General features: G+C 62.0%; 19 protein-coding genes and 3 pseudogenes. 9 read left to right on the top strand and 13 right to left on the bottom strand.

Annotation, left to right across the window (positions count from 1 at the left end; genetic code table 11):
• The first annotated feature begins 316 nt into the window (after positions 1-316).
• Positions 317-923: pseudogene (locus tag ACFQX9_RS29675) on the top strand (tyrosine-type recombinase/integrase).
• 123 nt (positions 924-1,046) lie between these two features.
• The gene (locus ACFQX9_RS29680) at positions 1,047-1,511 is read left to right on the top strand and encodes a hypothetical protein (protein ID WP_377791289.1); all 465 of its coding nucleotides are present in this window, start codon (positions 1,047-1,049) and stop codon (positions 1,509-1,511) included.
• 91 nt (positions 1,512-1,602) lie between these two features.
• Here the strand turns inward: ACFQX9_RS29680 and ACFQX9_RS29685 are convergent, their stop codons facing one another.
• From ACFQX9_RS29685 to ligD, 5 genes and pseudogenes are all read right to left on the bottom strand, one after another.
• Positions 1,603-1,815, bottom strand: a complete 213-nt coding sequence (locus tag ACFQX9_RS29685; RefSeq protein WP_377791290.1) for a hypothetical protein — start codon at positions 1,813-1,815, stop codon at positions 1,603-1,605.
• A gap of 214 nt (positions 1,816-2,029) precedes the next feature.
• Positions 2,030-3,007: pseudogene (locus tag ACFQX9_RS29690) on the bottom strand (IS110 family transposase); the annotation flags it as partial.
• 440 nt (positions 3,008-3,447) lie between these two features.
• The gene (locus ACFQX9_RS29695; protein ID WP_377791291.1) at positions 3,448-3,657 is read right to left on the bottom strand and encodes a hypothetical protein; all 210 of its coding nucleotides are present in this window, start codon (positions 3,655-3,657) and stop codon (positions 3,448-3,450) included.
• A gap of 5 nt (positions 3,658-3,662) precedes the next feature.
• Complete coding sequence (locus tag ACFQX9_RS29700; protein ID WP_377791292.1) at positions 3,663-4,160, bottom strand: hypothetical protein; 498 nt, start codon at positions 4,158-4,160, stop codon at positions 3,663-3,665.
• A gap of 5 nt (positions 4,161-4,165) precedes the next feature.
• Positions 4,166-5,983 carry a DNA ligase D gene (gene ligD, locus ACFQX9_RS29705; RefSeq protein WP_377791293.1) on the bottom strand — a complete coding sequence of 606 codons (1,818 nt, stop codon included), beginning with the start codon at positions 5,981-5,983 and terminating at the stop codon, positions 4,166-4,168.
• Positions 5,984-6,466: 483 nt separating this feature from the next.
• Between ligD and ACFQX9_RS29710 the strand changes: the two genes are divergently transcribed.
• Positions 6,467-6,931, top strand: a complete 465-nt coding sequence (locus tag ACFQX9_RS29710; protein WP_377791295.1) for a hypothetical protein — start codon at positions 6,467-6,469, stop codon at positions 6,929-6,931.
• A gap of 363 nt (positions 6,932-7,294) precedes the next feature.
• Here the strand turns inward: ACFQX9_RS29710 and ACFQX9_RS29715 are convergent.
• Positions 7,295-8,021: pseudogene (locus ACFQX9_RS29715) on the bottom strand (methyl-accepting chemotaxis protein); the annotation flags it as partial.
• Positions 8,022-8,420: 399 nt separating this feature from the next.
• Here ACFQX9_RS29715 and ACFQX9_RS29720 point away from each other — a divergent pair.
• Positions 8,421-9,173 (top strand): hypothetical protein, encoded by a 753-nt coding sequence (locus tag ACFQX9_RS29720; protein ID WP_377791296.1) that lies wholly within the window; start codon positions 8,421-8,423, stop codon positions 9,171-9,173.
• Between the two features lie 253 nt (positions 9,174-9,426).
• On the opposite strand, the gene dksA is transcribed toward ACFQX9_RS29720, so the two are convergent.
• The gene (dksA, locus tag ACFQX9_RS29725; RefSeq protein ID WP_008554760.1) at positions 9,427-9,792 is read right to left on the bottom strand and encodes an RNA polymerase-binding protein DksA; all 366 of its coding nucleotides are present in this window, start codon (positions 9,790-9,792) and stop codon (positions 9,427-9,429) included.
• Between the two features lie 215 nt (positions 9,793-10,007).
• Complete coding sequence (locus ACFQX9_RS29730; protein ID WP_377791297.1) at positions 10,008-10,619, bottom strand: NAD(P)-dependent oxidoreductase; 612 nt, start codon at positions 10,617-10,619, stop codon at positions 10,008-10,010.
• 149 nt (positions 10,620-10,768) lie between these two features.
• Here ACFQX9_RS29730 and ACFQX9_RS29735 point away from each other — a divergent pair, with 149 nt between their 5' ends.
• The gene (locus ACFQX9_RS29735; RefSeq protein ID WP_026233175.1) at positions 10,769-11,140 is read left to right on the top strand and encodes a helix-turn-helix domain-containing protein; all 372 of its coding nucleotides are present in this window, start codon (positions 10,769-10,771) and stop codon (positions 11,138-11,140) included.
• Between the two features lie 4 nt (positions 11,141-11,144).
• Here ACFQX9_RS29735 and ACFQX9_RS29740 read toward each other — a convergent pair whose 3' ends face one another.
• Positions 11,145-11,558, bottom strand: a complete 414-nt coding sequence (locus ACFQX9_RS29740) for a flagellar assembly protein FliX (RefSeq protein WP_085349418.1) — start codon at positions 11,556-11,558, stop codon at positions 11,145-11,147.
• A 270-nt stretch (positions 11,559-11,828) separates the two neighbouring features.
• Between ACFQX9_RS29740 and ACFQX9_RS29745 the strand changes: the two genes are divergently transcribed.
• The 4 genes from ACFQX9_RS29745 to ACFQX9_RS29760 all read left to right on the top strand — a co-directional run bounded on the left by ACFQX9_RS29745 (position 11,829) and on the right by ACFQX9_RS29760 (position 14,346).
• The gene (locus tag ACFQX9_RS29745) at positions 11,829-12,953 is read left to right on the top strand and encodes a flagellar basal body P-ring protein FlgI (RefSeq protein ID WP_026233176.1); all 1,125 of its coding nucleotides are present in this window, start codon (positions 11,829-11,831) and stop codon (positions 12,951-12,953) included.
• On the top strand, positions 12,953-13,318 hold the full coding sequence (gene flgJ / locus ACFQX9_RS29750; protein WP_063995718.1) for a flagellar assembly peptidoglycan hydrolase FlgJ: 366 nt from the start codon (positions 12,953-12,955) through the stop codon (positions 13,316-13,318). Before ACFQX9_RS29745 ends, flgJ begins: the two co-directional genes overlap by 1 nt.
• 11 nt (positions 13,319-13,329) lie before the next feature.
• Positions 13,330-13,827 (top strand): hypothetical protein, encoded by a 498-nt coding sequence (locus ACFQX9_RS29755; RefSeq protein WP_377791298.1) that lies wholly within the window; start codon positions 13,330-13,332, stop codon positions 13,825-13,827.
• A 159-nt stretch (positions 13,828-13,986) separates the two neighbouring features.
• Entirely contained in the window at positions 13,987-14,346 is a 360-nt protein-coding gene (locus tag ACFQX9_RS29760; RefSeq protein WP_085396024.1) for a hypothetical protein, read from the top strand.
• A 140-nt stretch (positions 14,347-14,486) separates the two neighbouring features.
• On the opposite strand, the gene flaF is transcribed toward ACFQX9_RS29760, so the two are convergent.
• The 4 genes from flaF to ACFQX9_RS29780 form a co-directional block, all read right to left on the bottom strand.
• Positions 14,487-14,855 carry a flagellar biosynthesis regulator FlaF gene (gene flaF, locus ACFQX9_RS29765; RefSeq protein ID WP_007612319.1) on the bottom strand — a complete coding sequence of 123 codons (369 nt, stop codon included), beginning with the start codon at positions 14,853-14,855 and terminating at the stop codon, positions 14,487-14,489.
• Between the two features lie 285 nt (positions 14,856-15,140).
• Positions 15,141-17,423, bottom strand: a complete 2,283-nt coding sequence (locus tag ACFQX9_RS29770; protein ID WP_377791299.1) for a DUF1522 domain-containing protein — start codon at positions 17,421-17,423, stop codon at positions 15,141-15,143.
• 227 nt (positions 17,424-17,650) lie between these two features.
• On the bottom strand, positions 17,651-19,939 hold the full coding sequence (locus ACFQX9_RS29775) for a DUF1522 domain-containing protein (protein WP_085358973.1): 2,289 nt from the start codon (positions 19,937-19,939) through the stop codon (positions 17,651-17,653).
• Between the two features lie 343 nt (positions 19,940-20,282).
• Positions 20,283-21,224: flagellin (locus ACFQX9_RS29780; protein ID WP_377791300.1), on the bottom strand; the 942-nt coding region annotated here is incomplete at its 5' end.

A 21,224-nucleotide genomic window follows, 5' to 3' on the forward strand; every position in this document is an offset into this window, starting at 1 on the left:
GGTTCCTTGAAATGTGTAGCAGGGTCGGGGTCTCGCGCGGCGGGGCCGGGCCATCGCAGAGCAGGCCTTGACTTTCTGGTGGGGTGATCTGGATTGCTCAGCCGCGTGCCCTTCGCAGTAGCTCTGGCCGATGGCCTGATCTCCCATTTGCAAAGGGGGCGACCACCTACGCAGCGACGGCGCCGCTGCGCTTTTATGCGGACACGCGGTCACCGAAATAGCTAACGTCCGAGTTCGTCTAGAAGCGGACGCGGCATTGGAAGGGCTCCGGGCTGAAAATGACCAGCCTCACTAGCTGAGGAGGTCAACATGACCAATATCCCAAGGACCATCCCTCCCGAAGCACGTTCCTTCGAACAAGGGGAAGATCGTCGGCGCAAAGCCGCCGCTCCGTCCGAAGCACGTCTGTCAATCCGAACCAAGCTGCAGGTCGAAGGCCGAATGCGCGATCTGGCGCTGTTCAACGTCGCCATCGATAGCAAGCTGCGCGGCTGCGACGTCGTCCCGTTGAAAGTCGATGACCTTGCGCCGGGCGGATATGCCGCCAACCGCGCGACCGTCCGACGAAAGAAGACCGGCCTGCCCGTCAAATTTGAACTGACGGAATCGACCCGGCAGGCAATCGACGACTACGTGCGGCTTACTGGCAAGCAGTCAGGAGAATACTTGTTCACTGGCCGGCGGCCGAGTGGGCACATGACGACCCGCCAGTATGCCCGACTTCTATCTCACTGGATCGCTGATATCGGACTGGACCCCCACCTGTTCGCCGGACCAAGGCGACCTTGATCCATCGCCGAACCGGCAATCTGTGAGCCGTACAGCTCCTTCTGGGGCATACCAAGATCGAGAGCACCGTTCAATATCTAGGCATCGACGTCGACGACGCCCTCGCAATAGCAGAACAAGTTGACGTACGCTGATGGAGAGCACATCCACGAAGCACCGCTGGATAGATTCAGGCTCGTTTAGTACGTTGCTTCTTTTTCCCGCGCCGGAACGCTGACTCAATTTGCGCGTTCGTTCGATGCATTGGAGCGAGCGCCATGGCATCAAACGGAAGTATTTTCTTCGCCGGAGTTGGAACCACATTCCTAGTCCTTGGCGCGGGGTTCGGCAGTGGCCTCTTCATGGCGAACTCGGCTTTGAAGGAACCAACCGGTGTTCACAGCCGCGCAAAAGAAGAGGTGCCAGCACCTATTCGCGTGATCCTTCCGTCTTCTGCGCAAGCCGCAGAGCCGAAACTGATACCTCAGCAAGCTGAGCAGCCCGGACCGCCCAGCCCGCAAGCAACGGCTCCCGTGAAGGAAGCGCAAGTAGCTCCCGACAAAGCTGAAAAGTCCAACAGCAAAAAGGCTGATGAGGACAAGCGGCGGAAACGCGTGGCAGAGCGTAAGGCCAGACGACTTGCTGAGCGTCGCAATCATCGGCCGCAAGAAGCGCCAGTTATGGCCTTTGGCGGTGATGAGTCGCGTTCCGCAAGTCCAAGCTTCAACTTGTTCAACAATTAGAAATAATTGCCTTACCCCGGCCAATCGGAAGACTGGTGGCGGTCAAACGGCATTCAAATTGTTCGGGGGTGGACGGAAGCTGAGTCTCAGCTCAGTAGCGGCGGCGCTGGCGTTCCGACCGAGCAATGCTTTCGAACAACACCACAAAGAATCCGGTCACCGCGACGCCAAGAATAGCCATTATAAGGATCATTTGAAGCATGGCGTTACGGCCCATCAGCGGCGTCCGACCCGGACAAACCCCCAAGCTCTGCACATGCGCTGTGACTTCGGCTTGTCGCAAAAAGTATTCTTCAGTTGGCACCCACAACTCCCGCATCTAAGCCGATGCGAATTGACTCCGGTGCGGGCTATTTCACAGAGCATTTGGGTTCCGCCAACTGGCTTACCCCTCACAGTCCGATGAAACGTATCCGACCACGGCGAAACACTTTTCCTGCTCGCCCGAAGCCTTGCGGCAACAAAGGGCGTCTACGGTTTTGATTCTGGCGCATTTAAGGAAGTGGCTATGAAAACAATTACAAAAACGAGAACGCAGCAATCGCTCGTGTTTCTGGCTTTACGTGGTTTTTCTCGTCTGTGTTCTCGGTGTACTGTTGTCGCCTGGCTTGGCTTTCAAAGGTGTCGATGTGAGTGCCTGGGTGATAGGCTACCGTGCGCACCATCTCGTCACCGGCCAGCGTGATTCCGCCCGTGACGTCCTTTTCTCCCGATTGGTACTTCTTTGGCGTGAGCCCGAACAGCGCACCTGCCGCCTTCGATTTCGCGATGCGATGAGGGTCATCAATCGCCGATTTGTAGGTGATGGCCACCAAGGGACCAACGCCCGGCACGGTCATAAGCCGGCGACAGACCGCATCGTCACGCACAGTTGCCAGCACAGCCTTGTGCAGCCTTCCGTACTCTGCCTTCAAGGCAGATCGCGCCGAAAGCATCGCACCGGCAATGCGCTCTAATGTCGCCTGACCAGTAACCAACTCTCGGATCCGCGCTTCGAAATTCCTCCGCGTCACCGGGCCAACCTTCAGCCCGAAGCCACGCAAAATCCCTCGGATACTTAATTCCACATCGATAAGTCGCCCGAGAAGCTGTTTGCGCGCGATCAGGAGTGCCCGGATCTCCTGCGCACCGACCGACTTTGCGTCCACCGGCTGGAACCAGCCCATCCGGATCAACTGGGCTATCCCGCGGGCATCCTTGCGATCAGTCTTTACCGTCATCGCCGATAATGCGGCCTTTACGTGCCGTGTTTCCAGCAGAACCGTTTCGAATCCTGCTTTTCTCAGCCCCGCATGCAGCCATTGGGATAGCGGCCCAGCCTCCAGCCCGATCCGCTCCACTGCAAAGCCGAGCGTCTCAAAAAACTCAACTAAGGCGTCGGGTTCGCTTGCGACCTTCGCCTCTCTCAGGATCTTACCCTGGGCATCCACAACGCACACGCTCGACAGTTCCAATGACACGTCGATTCCGGCATAGTTCTCCACGGCTGTCCTCCGTCTCTAGATGCTTGGGGCCGACTCAAGTCGTGACCCCGTTTCATCATCTATCGGGGGACAGCCACCATCATGACCCCTTCCTCGGAGCAGGGCCCATTACGGCATCTAGCGGAGGCTCATGCGACGAGCTACCAGGCTCGCGTCCAGGTGCACCTGATCGACGCATCGTTGTACCGGTCCGGGGTAGTCTTGCTCTATCCAGGGCACATCGGCGAAGCGGACCTGGTCAACCAACGAGAGCCGTAGGCAGATCCAGCTGGTTGGAGAGGACGCTTGATGCCCGAACCGGCATCGAAGCGCGAGTGCGCGCTCCTCCCCGGCGGCGTGGCCTAGTATGTAGGGGCAGACCGTCTGGCGCTGGCCGGCATTGCTCACGTGCACGGGCCGCCGCTCGAGAAGCGCCCCTCGGAGCGCAGTGAAGACTTCGCTGTGGCCTTCGCTCAGTATCTGGAATGGTCGCTTGCGACCGCGGCGGGGTCCGCCACGTCCTTTCCGAATTGAGCCTTGAGCAGTTGCCAAGTCTCGGCCAGCACCAGGTCGGTGGTAAGGTGCTGGTCGATGCTCCGGAGGATCGATTTGGCACGCCCATTCTGAGCGTCCCGCTTGGCGGCGGCGGCAAACCAGACCGAGCTGTCAACGAACGCACTCATCCGCGTCACTCCTGAACAGGGTACTCCCAAATGTCGCGATTCGGCTCGTTGGCCTCAACCCATTTCTTCGCGCTCTCTTTGGAAGCAAAGAGCCTGACCCAATCGACGTCCCCGACGTCTCGGGAGCCCGGGTCCGGCGAGTAGAGCCAGACCGATCCTTCGGCTGGACCGCCGTCCACTTCGTATTCCCAGGCAACGCCTTCAGGGTCGTTTTCCTTGAACCACCTGTCGGCCGTATCGGCAGACGCAAACACCTTTATCCATCCGGGCTCGCCTATCGCGCGCGTTTTGCCGTCCTTGTAGTCGTCGAGGTAGAGCCATACGGTTCTGCCCTCGCGGCGAGCCTCGTCATGGTGGCGCACGGCCTCGTTCACCCTCTGTCGGTCGGAATGATCGGCCTCAGGCAGGGACATCACCGCGGCGTAGAGTTCGGCAGGAGTGCCGCGCCTGTCGCCCGGCGACTTTGAGCACCATTCCACCCATCGATCAAATGCATCCGACATGTGGCTCACCTCGTCGACCTGGCGCGGAATGGACTGTCCATGGTGAAGGCGTTCGGCGCGATCCCGCTCTCGATGCGCTTCCAGGTCACGGGCGCAGCGATGGGAAATCCCTCTCGGGCTCGCGGGGAATAGGTGCCGATCGCGGTCGTGCCGCGACCATTCCTCAGATAATCGAGGAAGATGCGATCGCGACGCTTTGCCTGCGCAGACAGGAGGTAGCGGTCTGGATAGCGCGCTGCGAGGGCGGAGACCAGCTGATGCGCGACCCGATGCGCCTTATCGTGCAGCATCGGCTGATCCAGTGGCGCCATGAGATGAATTCCTTTGCCGCCGGTGAGCTTGGGCCAGGTCTCGAAACCCTCGCGCTTCATCAGCATGCGCAGATCGAGCGCGGTCTCTACGACGGCATCCCAGTCGACGCCCTCGCCGGGATCGAGATCGATCACGATGCGGTCGGCATGCTCGAAGTCCTCGATGGTCGCAGTCCAGGGGTGCAGCTCGATGGCCCCGATCTCGACGAGGCCAAGGAAGCCATCCAGGCTGTCGACCCACAGGCGCGTTCCCTCGCCACCCTCGCGCTTCTGAATCCGGAGCTGGTGCACGGCGGCCGGAATGTCCTTCGGCAGCGGCCCCTTGTGATAGAAGGTCGTGCCGTGCACGTGACGCACCAGCTTGAGCGGACGATGCCCGAGGTGCGGCAGCGCCTTCTTCCAGACCCGGCTCCAGTAGTCGGCGAGTTCTTCTTTCGATGGAGCAACGGCATCGGGCAGAAGCTGCAGGATGTTCTCTCGGGGGACGCCCAGCTTCGGCGGTCTGGCCACGAAGGGCACCAGCCGCGGCGCCTTGACCTTGCGCGCCGCGAGATCGTCACGAAAGCCCTTGAACACGGCTTCGCGAAGCAGGCCATCATCGGTCAGCGCGCCATACTGGACCTCGATTTCGAGTGTCGGCTCGACCCAGGTCGCCTTGGGCTTTTTGACCGCGACATCGAGCGGAGAAGACTTGCGGATGAGCGGATCAAGCCGCTCGCGTAATTCGCGCGCAGTCGCCTCGGTGTAGCCGGTACGCACCTTGCCGGCGTAGAGCAGTTTGCCGCTCTCGCGCCGGCCGACGTAGAGAGACGCCACTTTCCGGGGGCGCGCCCCTAGCTTCTCCACGAACGCGACAATCGGAAAGGTCTCGCTCTTCTTGCACTTGAGCTTGATCCAGCTCTCCTGCCGCCCCGAGCGATAGGGCTCGCCGAGCCGCTTGCCGATCAGGCCTTCCAGCCCCAGCTCGCACCCTTTTTCGAAGATTACGTTGCCCTCGCCCGCAAGCGCTTCGACATAGATGAATGTCTCCGGTGCGTCCTTCAGAAGCCGCTGCAGCAGGCGCTTGCGTTCCTCGTACACGACGCCGCGCAGGTCGTACCCGTCAAGGTACAACAGATCGAAGGCGTGATAGCGCACGCGCTCGCTTTGCTTCGGGCCGAGCTCTCGCCTGAGCTGCTGGAAATCCGGCAGGCCGCCACTGCCGTACACCACGGCCTCGCCGTCGATGACCAAGCTGTTTGCGTTGAGCAGGTGGGCGCCGGCTGCGATCGAGGAGAACTGTTCAGTCCAGTCCAGGCCCGTACGCGAATAGACCCTGGCGTCGTCATCTTTGAGATGCAGCTGCGCGCGGTAGCCGTCGGCCTTGATCTCGTAGACCCAGTCTTCGCCGCGCGGCGGCTGCTCGCGCAGCGTGGGATCACATGGCTCGATGTAACCAGGGATAGCAACTTTGATGGCGCCGTGGACACGCGATACTCCCGAACGAGACTGACGCAACGCCACGGCACACATGCCGATTCAACGCGGTTGCGCTGTTTCGTTCCGTTCGCCCGTCTAGGACTCGTCCGGAACGCGGGTTGTCTCCAAGCGTTGGCGAGCTGTGGGCGCGGTTAGGAGCGGTGCGATGATAGAATCTGAGACCCTGCTGGAGAAATGTCCCCAATGCGGCGCATGGCCTATGGCGGCGAACATCCAAAAATCCGCCTCCGCGCAACGCGAAATCCAGTTCAGATGTCGAAGGTGCCAGGCCGAGGAGGTCGGCCGGCTCCCTCGTCCAACGTCCCCGCTGCGCGCTGCCTGACACCACGCGGCCAAAGAACCGGAGGAGCTATTGCCGGCTTCTCGCGGCGGTCGAGACCGAGCTGACCAGGTTCGATCCCAATGGTCCCCTCGAGGAAGACGACTAGCTCGCGCGCTTCCCATCCATAGCAACAGGCGTCTGGAACGTAATTGACGTTCCGGCTTTTTGCTCCGTGATAGTCGGAGGAAAGTGCGATGAAATCGGTGAGCACTCTCGCATTGGCACTTGTCGTCTCGACTGCGACGGTCTCGGCGCAGCCGGTGCGATGGACCAAGTACACGATTCCCCAGACCGGCACCTCGATGGATTTCCCATCTTCGATCTTCACGGAAGAAGCTGGCCGACCCGACGGCTACGGGCAACGGTTCCGAACCGCCGACGGACGTGCCGACATCACGATCCAGGCCGCGCTTAACGTCGAGAACGATTCACCCGCGGCCTTTCTCGCGAAAAAGCATCCGCCTTCACGCATCCAGTACAAGCGAGTGACACCACGGTTCTTTGCGGTCTCCAGCTACAGGGGCGACAAGGTTTGGTACAACCGCTGCAACTTCTCGGGGCGGCTGATCCATTGCGTGTTGATCCACTATCCCGCGGAGGAAGAGCACGCCTGGGACAACATCGTCACTCGCATGAGCCTGTCGCTCAGCGGAAAGTAGTTGCCTTGCGGGGCTCCGCGCGGCACTTCTCCGCGCGTTCCTTCACGGGGTGCTCAGGTCTTCCGGAGACAGCCACTGGGAGGACTAGCGCTACACTGATACTGTCGACCAGCAGCACGGCGTACAGCACCGGAACCTGCTTTCGCAGAATGCGGAATTGCTCCACGACCAGCGAACGACCGAGCGGATCGGTTATATCTCCCAACGCGAAAGCCGCACGAATTCGCCCGAATAAGCCCATCGAGGTTGGTTCCTACCCTCTCCAGAACTTAAGCGGGAGAGACGAAGATCGCGTAAATGGGCGAATTCACGCAGCCTTGACCCGCGCCTGCCCCGGTGAGCGAGCGGCCCAAACGTCGAAGGTCAGCCCGCCCGCACGCCATCCAGGAACTTACCGACCTCGAGCTTGAGGCGATTGCTGTCCGTCGATAACGACTGTGCGGCCGACAACACTTACGCGGAAGCCGATCCGGTCTCGCTCGCGCCACGCTGGACGTCAACAATGTTGGATGAGACCTGATGGGTACCTTGCGCCGCCTGCTGCACGTTGCGGGAGATTTCCTGGGTCGCTGCGCCCTGCTCTTCGACTGCGGCTACGGTGGTGGAGGATATTTCGGAAAGGCGCTCGATCGTGCCTGAGATTTCCTTGATCGCGTTCACCGATTCATGGGTCGCGGCCTGAATGCCGGATATCTGCTGACCGATTTCTCCGGTGGCCTTGGAGGTCTGCTCGGCGAGAGCGTTTACTTCGGAAGCCACCACCGCGAATCTACGGCCAGCGTCCCCGGCGCGAGGCTTCGATGGTGGCATTGAGCGCCAAAAGGTTGGTCTGCGCGGCGATGGTATTGATGAGCTCGACCACGTCGCCAATTCGGGCCGCCGCCTTGGACAACTCGCCGACACGGCCGTTCGTCGTGCGTGCCTGGCCGACCGCCTCGCCGGCCATCCGCGCCGATTCCTGCACCTGACGGCTGATCTCATTGACGGACGAGGACAGTTCCTCGGTTGCGGAGGCGACGGACTGAACGTTCGTCGAGGCTTCCTCGGAAGCGGCAGCGACCATCGTCGTCAGCTCTTGTGAACGTTCGGCCATCGTAACGCAGTTCTACTACTCGCAGACCTTTCCGTATTTGATGTTCAAACATCATGCGGAAATTCGTCGGCGACTCGTCGACGTTCCTCGCGAACTGCGGCAGCGCGAGTTGGTACCTCAACTCATCGCACTGGGCGAAGGTGCAGGCGATCCGGCGTGGGTCATCTTCCGTGCGTATCTGGATAAGGTCGAGGCAGAGATCGCAGCGCTCGTTCGAAGTCACTCTCCCGGTTTCTGGTTTCACCTCCATCGGCGTCTACGTCCCATGCTCGCCGAGGCGCACGGTTCGATGAAGAAAATGCCGGCGAGACCAAAGCGGAACGTGGCGACACGATCAAGCTCGCTCAGTTGAAACCGAATCCGAAGACGGAGGAGTATCCCGCTTGGAACAGCATCGTGGGTCGCATCGGGCGCGGATACGGCGCCACCAACTTCGAGATCGGCACGTTTTCCCTGGCGCAGTTCCGTAAGGAAAATGCATTTATGGGCGAGCCGTTCAGGTTGAAATACGGCATCAATTTCGACGCGGTGCTGTTCGTAATTTGGGCTGCGGCGTTCTTTGGAACCTACGTCGGCATCACAATGCACAACTCGACTTGGGCGCAACGTCACAACAGGACGATGAGTAACTTCTCGAACCTGATGTTCCGCGGTTACACGATGGTCAGCTTCGACCTGGACGAATTCGCAAGCGAAGCGGTTTGGTTCGCAAAGCAACTCGGACACGAAAAGTCATTTGCTATCGAAGAGGTGCGCAAAGCCGTCGAGTTCATATCTTTGAGCGAAGAAGCCCAGAAGACCATAGGCCTCTGGAGTGGTGGCAAACCGAGCGTCTTCGACAAGAGAAAGAAGTTCATCCTTGAGAAGGTCGACCAGGCGAGGTCGCTTGCAGACAGGATCGCGAAAGAGCCCAAGGGCACAAACTCCGATGTTTCTTGGGCCAAATCGATCGAGTGGCGGGTCTTATCGCCATTCGTCGAATTCGCGTGGCTGATCGACGAGCCGCTCTACGACGAAGCGGGCATGCCGCGTGTTCTTCAAGTTCAGGAGCTATTGGACCATCTGACAGATGGACGGGTGCCAACCGAAGGATTGGTCCCGTTGATTAAGGAACTGAGAGGGGTCGAATTCCAGGGCAACTGGTACTGAAGATCGACGTCCCGCAGCTGTTGACGGTCCCATCGATTTCCCTGCTCGCGCGCGCGACGTAATTCATTCTTAGCAAAACGTTCTTTTGCGCGCGCCGAAGCGAGCGCGAGTGAGAACGTTTTTCTGCCCGCACGCCGACTGTCGGTTGTAGATGTGCCATGGCACCAACCGACTCGTTCTTATTGCGCCTCCGACTCGTTCTTTCGGTGGCGGCATACAAAAAACAAAGAGCCGCATCGCTGCGGCTCGGACTCTATTCGTCGCGATAGACCTTTTCGCGTTTCTCGTGGCGCTCCTGCGCCTCCACCGAAAGCGTCGCGATGGGACGGGCCTCGAGCCGCTTCAACGAGATCGGCTCGCCGGTGTCCTCGCAATAGCCGTAGGTGTTGTCCTCGATACGCTGGAGCGCGGCGTCGATCTTGGCGATCAACTTGCGCTGGCGGTCGCGGGCACGGAGTTCGATGGCGCGGTCGGTTTCGGACGATGCCCGATCGGCGAGATCGGGGTGGTTCACGTTCTCCTCCTGCAGGGCTTGCAGGGTGAGCTTGGACTCTTTGAGGATCTCATCCTTCCAGGCGAGGAGCTTCAAGCGGAAGTACTCCTTCTGCCTGTCGTTCATGAAAGGCTCTTTTTCGGTCGGTCGGTAGTTTTTCAACTTTTCCAAGGGTGGCCTATCTGTCTAAGCAACGACTCGTACACGGAACGGGGTCCGCTGAGCGGGGCGTTATATAGCGACCTCCTGTGACAGACAATGTTTCCCTGATCGCCCGACCGGCGCCCCCAAGCCCTTGCACAGGAAGGTTTATCCTAGAGGGCCCGGGAGCAGCCGACGGCCTAGTAGCCGACTGTGAAACGCTGCCTCTCATGGGCCGGCCGCTCGATCTCGTCGGCTAGCGCGATGGCGTAATCCGCGAAGGTGATCCAGCTCTTCCCGTTCGCATCTGCGAGAAGCTGATCCGTCCCAAGCCGGAATTTGCCGGTGCGCTCTCCCTCGATGAACAGGGCCGACGGCGAGATGAAGGTCCAGTTCAGCTCCTTTTCCTGCCGCAGCAGGTCGAGAAAGGCTGAACCCGCCTCCGCCTCAGTCTTGTACTGAGCCGGAAAACCGGGAGTTGTCACCAGCTTGACGCCCGGAGCTACCTCCAGACTGCCGGCCCCGCCGACGACGAGGTAACGGCCGACCTTGGAGTCCTTGGCCGCGCCGATCAGCTTGAGCGCGTCGCTGGCCAGGAAGTGCACGGAACTCACGGCCACGTCGTGCCCGGCCCACAGCTTGGCAAGGGCTGGCTGGTCGAGCACATCCCCCTTGGTCGGCGTGACGTTCGGCAGGACCGCGATCTTCTCCGGGTTGCGGGCGATGGCCGTAACCGCGTGGCCGCGGCGGGACAGTTCCTTGGTGATCTCCGACCCGGCCCGGCCCGAGGCGCCGGCAACTGCGATTTTCATGGAAGGCTCCTTTGCTTCTGTAGTAACCAACGGTGACTAAATATCGCAAAGAGCGCTGGTGTTAAGAGAGCACTTTGTGCTTACCTGATTACACGGGAGTAACCGGCGGCGGCCGGCAAATCAGCGGAATGGATCGTGAGGACCCGACGATGAAGCCAGACGTCTATGCAGCGAACTGCCCCACGCGACAGATCCTCGACCGCGTCGGTGACAAATGGGCGGTGCTGATCCTGCTGCTGCTGCGCGAGGATCCGATGCGCTTCAATCAATTGCGCCGCACGATCGAAGGCATTTCGCAGAAGATGCTGAGCCAGGTTCTCAAGTCGCTCGAGCGCGACGGATTGATCAAGCGTCACGCCATCGCAACCGTGCCGGTGACCGTGGAATATTCGATCACGCAGCTCGGCGTGACGCTCGCCGCCGCCGTCGATCCGCTGCGCGATTGGGCCGAACAGAATCTGAAAGACGTGCTCGCCGCCCAGCGCCGCTATGACGCGCAGTTGAAGGATGAAGCGGCGTAAGCCGCTACGCCTGCCCGGCCTTGGCGAGCTCGACCTCGACGCGCAGCTCGATCTCGGACAGCACCGAATCCAGGCCGGAATCGCCGGAGGACGATTTCAGGTTCGCCGCAGCGTCACGCAGCCGCATCACGGTCGAGGCGTCGAGCTTGCCGGAGAGGAGCCCCATCTTGAGATCGTCGAGCACGTCGAGCGCGGTCTTTCCGCGCACGACCGAGCGCTTGCGACGCTCGACGGGATCCTCCTCGATGCCTTGCAGCGCGAGCAGCCCGTCGATGTTGGCGGCCGCCTTCGGTGCGGCGGCGCCTCGCGTCTCCGGCGCCGACGAGGTGTCGGGTAGCACGAAGGTGCCTGAGCTCGTCCGCCTGGCCTGGCTGGCCGGCGTTCCAAGCGTGGTGCCGTTCGGTCCGTAGATGCGCATCGGAAGCAATCCGGGTGATCGATGCGCCACATTCGCCGTTTTATGGTTAACGGCCCGTAAACAGCCCGGCAAAATCTGCCGACAGGCGGCAGTTTCGCTCCTCAGGGACAACGCAGGCTGAGGTCGCTCGAAACAGATTTATTCAACCTATTCAGCGACCTACCCCCGCTGCCCCGAGTTGGCACAGTGCTCGCAAGGACAGCGTCGGACCAGCTCGTCATGGGAGTGTCGTGATGGTCCTTTGATTTGAGGAGCCTCGGGGAGCAGAGGATGCCAAGCGTTCGTTGGGTGAGACTTGTGGGGGTGGCCTGCGCCGCGCTGTCAGCGCTGGCGCTCTCGGTCAATTCTGCGAGCGCGACATCGCGCATCAAGGATCTCGCCAACATCGAAGGCGTGCGGCAGAACCAGCTCATCGGCTACGGGCTCGTCGTCGGTCTCAACGGCACCGGCGACACCCTGAACAACATCCCCTTCACCAAGCAGTCGCTGCAAGCGATGCTCGAGCGCATGGGCGTCAACATCCGCGGCGCCACCATCCGCACCGGCAACGTCGCCGCCGTGATGGTGACAGGCAATCTGCCGGCCTTCGCCACCCAGGGCACGCGCATGGACGTCACCGTCTCCGCGCTCGGCGACGCCAAGAATCTCCAGGGCGGCACCCTGCTCGTCACCCCGCTCCTCGGCGCCGACGGCAACGTCTATTCGGTCGCACAGGGCTCGCTCGCGATCTCAGGCTTCCAGGCCGAAGGCGAGGCGGCGAAAATCGTGCGTGGCGTGCCGACCGTCGGACGCATTGTCAACGGTGCCATCATCGAGCGCGAGATCGAATTTGCGCTCAATCGCCTGCCGAACGTCCGGCTTGCGCTACGCAATGCCGACTTCACCACGGCCAAGCGGATCGCCGCCGCGATCAACGACTATCTCGGCGTCAAGACCGCCGAGCCGATCGACCCATCGACCGTGCAGCTTGCGATCCCGCCGGAGTTCAAGGGTAACGTCGTCGCCTTTCTCACCGAGATCGAGCAGCTCCAGGTCGATCCGGATCTCGCCGCCAAGATCATCATCGACGAACGCAGCGGCATCATCGTGATGGGTCGCGACGTCCGCGTCGCCACCGTTGCGGTCGCACAGGGCAACCTCACCGTCACGATCTCCGAGAGCCCGCAGGTCAGCCAGCCCAACCCGCTGTCGCGGGGGCGGACCGTGGTCGCACCACGCAGCAGCGTCAGCGTCACCGAGGACGGCAAGAAGTTCGCCGTCGTCAAGGACGGCGTCTCGCTTCAGCAGCTCGTCGACGGCCTTAACGGTCTCGGCATCGGCCCGCGCGATCTCATCAGCATCCTGCAGGCGATCAAGGCCGCCGGTGCGATCGAAGCCGACATCGAGGTGATGTGATGCAGACCGGCATGGTCAACACCGCACGCGTCGCCAGCTCCGCCTTTTCGGTAGAGAGCCGCAATGGCCGGCCGGACTTCGATCTCGCCGCGGCACTGCAAAAGGTCTCGCCGAAGCAGCAGGCCAAGGCGCAGAAGATCGCCACCGACTTCGAGGCGATGTTCCTCAACAGCATGTTCTCGCAGATGACCTCGGGCCTGAAGGGCGAAGGCCCGTTCGGCGACACGCCTGGCACCGGCGTGTGGCGCTCGATGCTGACCGAGCAATATTCCAAGAACTTCGCCAACGCCGGCGGCGTCGGCATCGCAACCGACGTCTATCGCACCCTGATCATGCAGCAGGCAAAAACGATCCGCACGGCATAAGGTCAAACGAGATGAACCATTTCAACGCCTCGCGTCAGCCCGTGCAAGCGCAGCGCCCGAACACCGCACCCGGCAGCGCCGAGGCGCGCAAGATCGCCGAGCAGTTGATGGATGCGATGAGTGCCCTGCTCGGTCTGATCGAGCGCGAGACCGAGCTCGTGCGCGCCGGCCAAGTCCGCGAGGCGATGACCCTCGAGAGCAAGAAGCAGGAGCTGTCGCGTAACTATGTCGGCGCCGTCACCCAGTTGAAGGCGAACCAGGCCCAGCTCGCCAAATCCGCGCCCGAGCTGCTCTCGACGCTGCATCGGCACCACGATGCATTCCGCGCGATGCTCCAGGTCAACCTCACCGTGCTCGCAACCGCTCACGCCGTCTCGGAGAGCGTCGTGCGCGGCGTCAACACCGAGATCCAGAAGCGCAACGTGCCGAACACCTACACGGCCGCGGGACGACGCGCCACGCCGGGCCCGCGCCACATCACGCCGCTCGCGGTCAGCCGCTCGCTCTGAGCGCGCGCAACAACAAGCGACAATTTTACGAAAAACCGCGCGGCAACATCGTCGAGCGGTTAGGCACGTTTCCTTACCGGATGTTCAATCCCGGTGTTCCATGGTTGCGTATTGAGAGGGGTTGGGATTTGACTCACGTGAGGCAACCAGGAGGCTGCCATGAGTACAGATTTCAGCATCAGACCGGTGGGGATACCGGTTGCCGTGCAGATCGTAACGACGTCGAATACGGCGGCGAACGAGGCCGTGCAAACCGATCTGCCGGTGAGCCAGACAGTGGCCGCTGGCGAGGCGAGCGCGCCTGCACGCAATGATTTGCGAAGCAACGAGAACGTCTCACGCCAGGTCGTGTTCGACCAGGCGGCGGCGTCGTTCGTCTTCCAGGTCGTCAACGACAGGACCGACGCGGTGGTCAACCAGTTCCCCGACGAAGCAATGCTGCGCCGGCGGGCCTATTTCCATGCGCAGGATTTGAAATCCGAGCCCTCGCGTCCAGCCAGCACGGACCGCAGCGCCTAACAATCAGGCGTCGAGCGTCGCAACGGCAACATCGAGATCGCTCGCACCGGTCCCGGGACCGGTGGCGACGTTCTTGATCTGCGTCTTGCCGGTATTCGTCAGCATAATTTGGTGTTGCCGAAGGAACGAGCCGTGCTCGATCACGGACGGCCGGACAGACCAGCGGCGATATTGCGGTTGATCTCGATCAGCGGACGGAAATGATCGAACTGCGGGCTCATCTGCAGTGCGGCGGTCTGGCTCAGCACGAACACGCTGATGTTGGCGATCTTCTGCCGGACGTCGATCGGCTGCGGATTGTTCTCGCGCATGGCCTCGCTCAGGAAAATCGTCCAGAGCTTGCGATTGAACATCAGGGCCTGCGTGGTCTGCTCGCTGAACGGCTCGGCGCTGTTGATCGCATCCTGAAGCTTGTTCGCGGCCTTGAGCAGGGTCTGCGCTTCGATGTCGCGAGGAGATGCGGTGGTCGTTGCAACACGCGCGTAGGCCGAGGCAGCGGAATTCGACATCAATCACACCCTGGAGGTTACCTAGCCCGTTGAACGCGCTTAAGGATTTCTTTCCCGACCCTAGGCAGCACCGCTTAAGATTTGCTTACGTGAGTGCTTGGAAGGGCTCCGGATAAATACGGGCCCGGAGTCCTTCGTCGTGAAGCTAGATGCGCGGATGCATGCTGTAAACACGCTTCCATGATGCGCATCAATCTCGGCTAATCCTGCCTTACCGATCTCAATAAAAACGGCGGAGCATGAGCCCCGCCGCGATATTCCGATTCAGTATCTTGCGCTCCGAGATTAGCGGAGCAGCTGCAGCACGCTCTGTTGCGACTGGTTGGCCAGCGACAGCGCGGACACCGCGATCGACTGGCGGGTCGACAGCGCCTGGCTGTTCGCCGCTTCCTCGTTGGTGTCGGCGAGCGTCAGGTTGGATGAGCCGGTCTGCAGCACGTTGATCAGGTTCTTCGAGAAGTCCTGGCGCACCTGCACGATCGAGAGGTTTGAGCCGAGCGCGGAACCTTCCGAGCGCAGCGTGCTCGAGGCCGCGTTCAGGCTCGTCAGCACCTTGTTGGTTGCGCCGTTGTCGATGAAGTCCGTGCCGGGGACGAGATTGCTGAGGCCGAGCCCCGCTGCGTTGAACACCACGCCATTGATGCCGAGCGTCGAGCTGCCGGTCTCGTTGAAGACCAGCTTCAGCGTGTCGCCGTTCAGCAGGTTGACGCCGTTGAAGGAGGAGTCCTGCGAGGTCGTGTCGATCTGCGCCAGGATGTTGTTGAACTGGCTGACCAGACCGGAGCGCGCCGTCTGTGCGACGGGATCCTGGATCGGGGGCTGTGCGGTGGTGAAGGCGAGCACACCGGTGAGCGTACCGCCGACCGCGCCGCCCGCGGCCGTCGAACCGAGTGTCGAAGAGGCGTATTCGTTGACGGTGGTGACGGTTAGCACGCCATTGGCGTCGATCGTCGCCGTCAGATGGTTGGCCTGAAGCTGCACGTTGAGCTGGTCGAGCGTCTTGACCGTGCCGTTGGTGCCGTCACCGAAGGTGACGTTCACCGGCGTGCCGCCGTTGAACGAGCTGAAGGTGAGCGTCTTGCCGCTGACGCCGCCAACGCCGGAGGTGCGCGCCGCGCTGAAGGCGGTCGCCGTTCCGGTGTTGCCGCTGAGGCCGAATGCGGCGAGCGCATTGCCGGTGCCGGTGATCGAGAGGTCGGCGTTGATGCCGGTCGAGAGCGCCAGCTGGCCGCTGGTATTCACCGACGACGGGATCTGGCCTGCGGTGGTCGAGAGCGTCGCGGCACCCAGGAAGATGCTGGCGGTCTTCACGCCGGTAGCAAGGTCGATCGAATTGAGCAGGTCAGTCAGCGTCGCGCTCTGGAGATAGATGGTCGAGTTGCCGTTGCCGTCGGTGACGATGTTGCCGCTGACGCCGCCGGAGGTCACGCTCGTGGCCGATTGCGGCGTCTCGGCGTTCTTGAAGGTAATGGTGTGGCCGTCGATGTTCAGCGTCGAGCCATCCTTGACGAGACTGCCGAGCGAACCCGCAGTCGTCTGGCGGTTGGCGCTCACGCTGGCATTGCCTGCGCCGGTCGCCGAGGTCAGTCCGAGCGCCTTCAGGAAGTCGGCCTTGCCAGTCACGCTCAAATCGGAACCGGTCGAGCTCTTCAGCGTAACCGCGCCCGCGGTAATGGACGACGGCGTCTGGGCCGTACCGACTGTCGCGCCGCTCGTCGCGATCGTGGCGGCGCCTGCGCTGATCGTCGCTGTCTTGACCCCGCTGGCAAGGTCCACCGCGCTGAGGAGGTCATTGACCGTAGCCGTGGGAGCGCCAGTCGTTCCCATGTAGATGATCGAATTGCCAGTGCCGTCCGTGGCGATATGGCCGCTCGGGTCGAGGCCCCAGCCGGTCGGCTGCGCCGAAGGTGCAGCACCGGTGCGGAACGTGACCGTCTTACCGTTCACGGTGATCGAGTCGCCGTCTGCCGGCGACGATCCGAACGTGGTCGCGGCGGTCGCCCCGATCAGCGTGTTGGTGCCGGCGAGGTTCGTGGCGTTGTCGGCTGCCTTGGTAACCGCGCCGGTCAGTGTGCCGGCGGTCGATCCGAGCGACGCACCGAGCGAGGCGCCCGACGTTACCGGCGTCACGCCGCCAGGTGCGCCGGTATAAAGCACGTTGCTGTTGGCGGTCGCGCTGGCATAGGAGGTCGTGCCGCGGAGATCGGCGGGCGTCGCACCGGGAATCGTGGTGGAGACGTTCGATTTGGTTGAGTAGCCGACCGTGGTCTGCAGCGCCTGGTTGGCGATTGACTTCGCAGAGTCGATCAGCTTCTGCAGTGAGGTGATGCCGGTGTTGGCGGCCTGGAGCACCTGGACACCGTTGTTGATGCCATCGAGCAGGTTGCTGATGTCGCTCGCCCGGTTATCCAGCCCCTGCGCCGTGAAGAAGTTGGTGGGATTGTCGAGCGCGGTGTTGACCTTCTTGCCGGTCGACAGCCGCTCCTGCGTCGTGGCCAGCAAGTCGGCCGTCGACTGCAGCGACAACAGGTTCTGGCGAACGGACGCCGAGAGAACGATGTTGGACATTGGCAGGTCTTCCTCTTGAACCGGATACGAATCGGCCACGCGGGTCTGGAAGCGGGCTTTTGTCCAGTCTTAGAGCCTGTCCTTTAAAGTATGGTTAACGCCGGTTTAAGGGATACGGTTAATGCGGGGTTAGCGCCCCCTCCCCCGGTATCACACGGCTTCACGCCAAAAAGAAAGCGGCGGGGCCGAAGCCCCGCCGCTCTAAATCTTCTTGTAACTTCAGTTATTTAGCGGAGCAGCTGAAGCACGCTCTGCTGCGAGGTGTTGGCCAGCGACAGCGCCGAAACCGCGATCGACTGGCGGGTCGACAGCGCCTGGCTGTTGGCGGCCTCCACGTTGGTGTCGGCCAGGGTCAGGTTGGACGAACCGGTCTGCAGCACGTTGATCAGGTTCTTGTTGAAGTCCTGACGAACCTGCACCACCGAGAGGTTCGAACCGAGCGCGGAGGCTTCCGAGCGCAGCGTGCTCGACGCAGCGTTCAGGTTGGTCAGCACCTTGTTGGCTGCGGCGTTGTCGATGAAGTCGACGCCGACGGTCAAGGAGGCGAGGCCGAGACCCTTGGAATTGTAGGTCACGCCGGTGATGTTGAGGCTGGACTTGGCGGTTTCGTCGAACACCAGCTTGAGCTGATCGCCGTTCAGCAGGTTGACACCGTTGAACGAGGAGTCCTGCGAGGTGGTGTCGATCTGGTTCAGGATGTTGTTGTACTGAGACACCAGGTTCGCACGGGCCGTCTGTGCCACTGCATCCTGGATCGGCGTGGACGCCGTCGAGAAGGTCAGCGCCGAGGTCAGCGTACCACCGATCGCACCGCCCGCAGTGGTCGAGCCGAGAGTCGACGACGCGTAGTCGTTGGAAGCGGTGATGGTGAGCTGACCGTTGGCGTCGATCGTCGCGGCCAGGTTGTTGGCCTGCAGCTGCGTATTGAGCTGGTCGAGCGTCTTCACCGTACCGTTGGTGCCGTCACCGAAGGTGACCTTGACTGCCGTGCCGCCGTTGAAGGAGCCGAAAGTCAGGGTCTTGCCGGCGATGCCGCCGATGCCGGACGTGCGGGCCGCCTGGAAAGCGTTGGCCGAACCGGTGTTGCCGGCGAGACCTAGCGCGTTGAGCACATTGCCCGAACCGGTGATCGAGAGGTCGGCGTTGATACCCGTCGCGATCCTCAGCTGACCGGAGGTGTTGATCGAGGACGCGGACTGGCCGGTTGCGGTCGACAACGTCGCGGTGCCATTGGCGGCAATGCTTGCGGTCTGCACGCCGGTGGCAAGATCGATCGCGTTCAGCACGTCGGCGACCGTGCCGGCCTGCAGATAGACGATCGAATTGCCGTTGCCGTCGGTGATGACGTTGCCGCTCTTGCCGGAGCCGGTCGGAATCGCCGGTGCACCGGCGGATCCCGGAACCGGGGCGTTCTTGAAGGTGATGGTGTGACCATCGACGTTCAGCGCCGAGCCGTCCTGGATCAGCTGACCGAGCGAGGCCGCGCTGGTGGTACGGGTCACGCTCAAGGATGCATTGCCTCCGCCCGAGGCGGTGCTGAGACCGAGAGCCTTGAGCAGATCAGCCTTGCCGGTGACGCTGAGGTCGGCACCCGTCGAGCTGCGCAGCGTGACCTTGCTGGCCGTCGTGGTGCCGACGTCCGATGGCGTCGCACCAGCGCTCGTGCTGATGGTGGCCGCACCGGCGCTGATGGTCGCAACCTTGACGCCGCTGGCGAGATCGATCGCGGTGGCGAGGTCGCCCACGGTCGCAGCCGGGGTACCGCTGGTGCCGAGATAGACTGTCGAGTTGCCGCTGCCGTCGGTGACGATGTTGCCGCTGAAGCCCGAGCCGCTGGGAACAGCAGCGGCGGCAGGAGCAGCCCCCAAACGGAAGGTGATGGTCTTGCCGTTGACGGTGAGCGTGTCGCCGTCAGCCGGCTGAGCGTTGCCGACCAGGCCGGTCGCCGTCGCCGCACCGCTCGCGATCAGGGTAATGCCCGCGGAGAGAGCCGTCGTGCCGTCACCAGCCGTTGCAGTCGCACCGGTGTTAACGCCCTGGGTCGCGCCCAGAGTGATCGCCGAAGTCGCCGCGTGCGTGCCGCCCGCAGTGCCGTCATAGAGCACGTTGCTGGAAGCGATCGCGCTGGCAAAACTGGTGGTGCCACGCAGGTCGGCGGCAGTCGCACCCGCGATGGTGGTGGAGACGTTGGACTTGGTGGAATAACCGACCGTGGTCTGGAGCGCCTGATTGGCGATCGACTTCGCGGAATCGATCAGCTTCTGCAATGAGGTGAGGCCGGTGTTGGCGGCCTGCAGAACCTGCACGCCGTTGGCAATGCCGTCGAGCAGGTTGTTGATGTCGCTGGCGCGATTGTCGAGCGACTGGGCGGTGAAGAAGTTGGTGGGATTGTCCAGAGCCGAGTTGACACTCTTGCCGGTCGACAGACGGTTCTGTGTGGTGGCGAGGAGATCGGCGGTGGACTGGAGAGACAGCAGGTTCTGGCGAACCGACGCAGAAAGAACAATACCGGACATGACTCTTACCCTTCTGGTTTACGCGTCTTCGTTCGATCGCTTCGGATCGAGTGACGGGGACAGCGTGCCGCGACATGGCTAACAAAGGGTGAAACGAGCCTCGCCTGCGTAAGTGCCGGTTCACCATAAACCGACCGAAGGCGTTGGCACGGCCTGAAATCCGACTGAATCTATTGGCGATTTTCCGTGCTTACGCTCCATTAACCATAACCGCTGGTTACTTTTCGGAGCACGACACGACGCTGCGGACGCAGGACAAACGCAAAAAGAAAGCGGCGGAGCCGAAGCCCCGCCGCAATGTCTTGCTTAACGATGTCTTTTTGCTTGCGATGTCGTCCGCTTGTTAGCGGAGCAGCTGCAGCACGCTCTGCTGCGACTGGTTGGCCAGCGACAGCGCGGAGACCGCGATCGACTGGCGGGTCGACAGCGCCTGGCTGTTCGCCGCTTCGACGTTGGTATCGGCCAGGGTCAGGTTGGACGAACCCGTCTGCAGCACGTTGATCAGGTTCTTGTTGAAGTCCTGACGAACCTGCACGATGGTCAGGTTCGAACCGAGCGCCGACGCTTCCGAACGCAGCGTGCTCGACGCGGAGTTCAGGTTGGTCAGCACCTTGTTGGTCGCAGCGTTGTCGATGAAGTCGACGCCACTGGTCAGCGCAGCGAGGCCCAGACCCTTGGAGTTGTACGTCACGCCGGTGATGCTGAGGCTCGACTTGGCGGTTTCGTCGAACACCAGCTTGAGCTGATCACCGTTCAAGAGGTTGACACCGTTGAACGAGGAGTCCTGCGCAGTCGAGTCGATCTGCTGCAGGATGTTGTTGTACTGGGACACCAGGTTGGCACGGGACGTCTGCGCAACCGAGTCCTGGACGGGGCTGGAAGCGGTCGAGAACGTCAGCGACGAGGTCAGCGTGCCGCCGATCGCACCGCCCGCCGCCGCCGAACCAAGCGTCGAGGACGCGTAGTCGTTGGTGGTCGACACCGTCAGCAGGCCGTTGGCGTCGATCGTCGCAGTCAGGTTGTTGGCCTGCAGCTTGGTGTTGAGCTGGTCGAGCGTCTTGACGCTGCCGTTGGTGCCGTCGCCGAAGGTGACATTGACCGCCGTGCCGCCGTTGAAGGAGGAGAAGGTCAAGGTCTTGCCGCTGATGCCGCCGACGCCGGAGGTGCGGGCCGCGGTGAAAGCGGTCGCGGTGCCGGTGTTGCCGGCGAAGCCGAGCGAGTTCAGCGCATTGCCGGTGCCGGTGATCGACAGGTCGGCGTTGACGCCGGTGGACAGCTTGAGCTG

The organism is Bradyrhizobium sp. GCM10028915, assembly GCF_042666195.1.
GTDB classification, from domain to species: domain Bacteria; phylum Pseudomonadota; class Alphaproteobacteria; order Rhizobiales; family Xanthobacteraceae; genus Bradyrhizobium; species Bradyrhizobium canariense_D.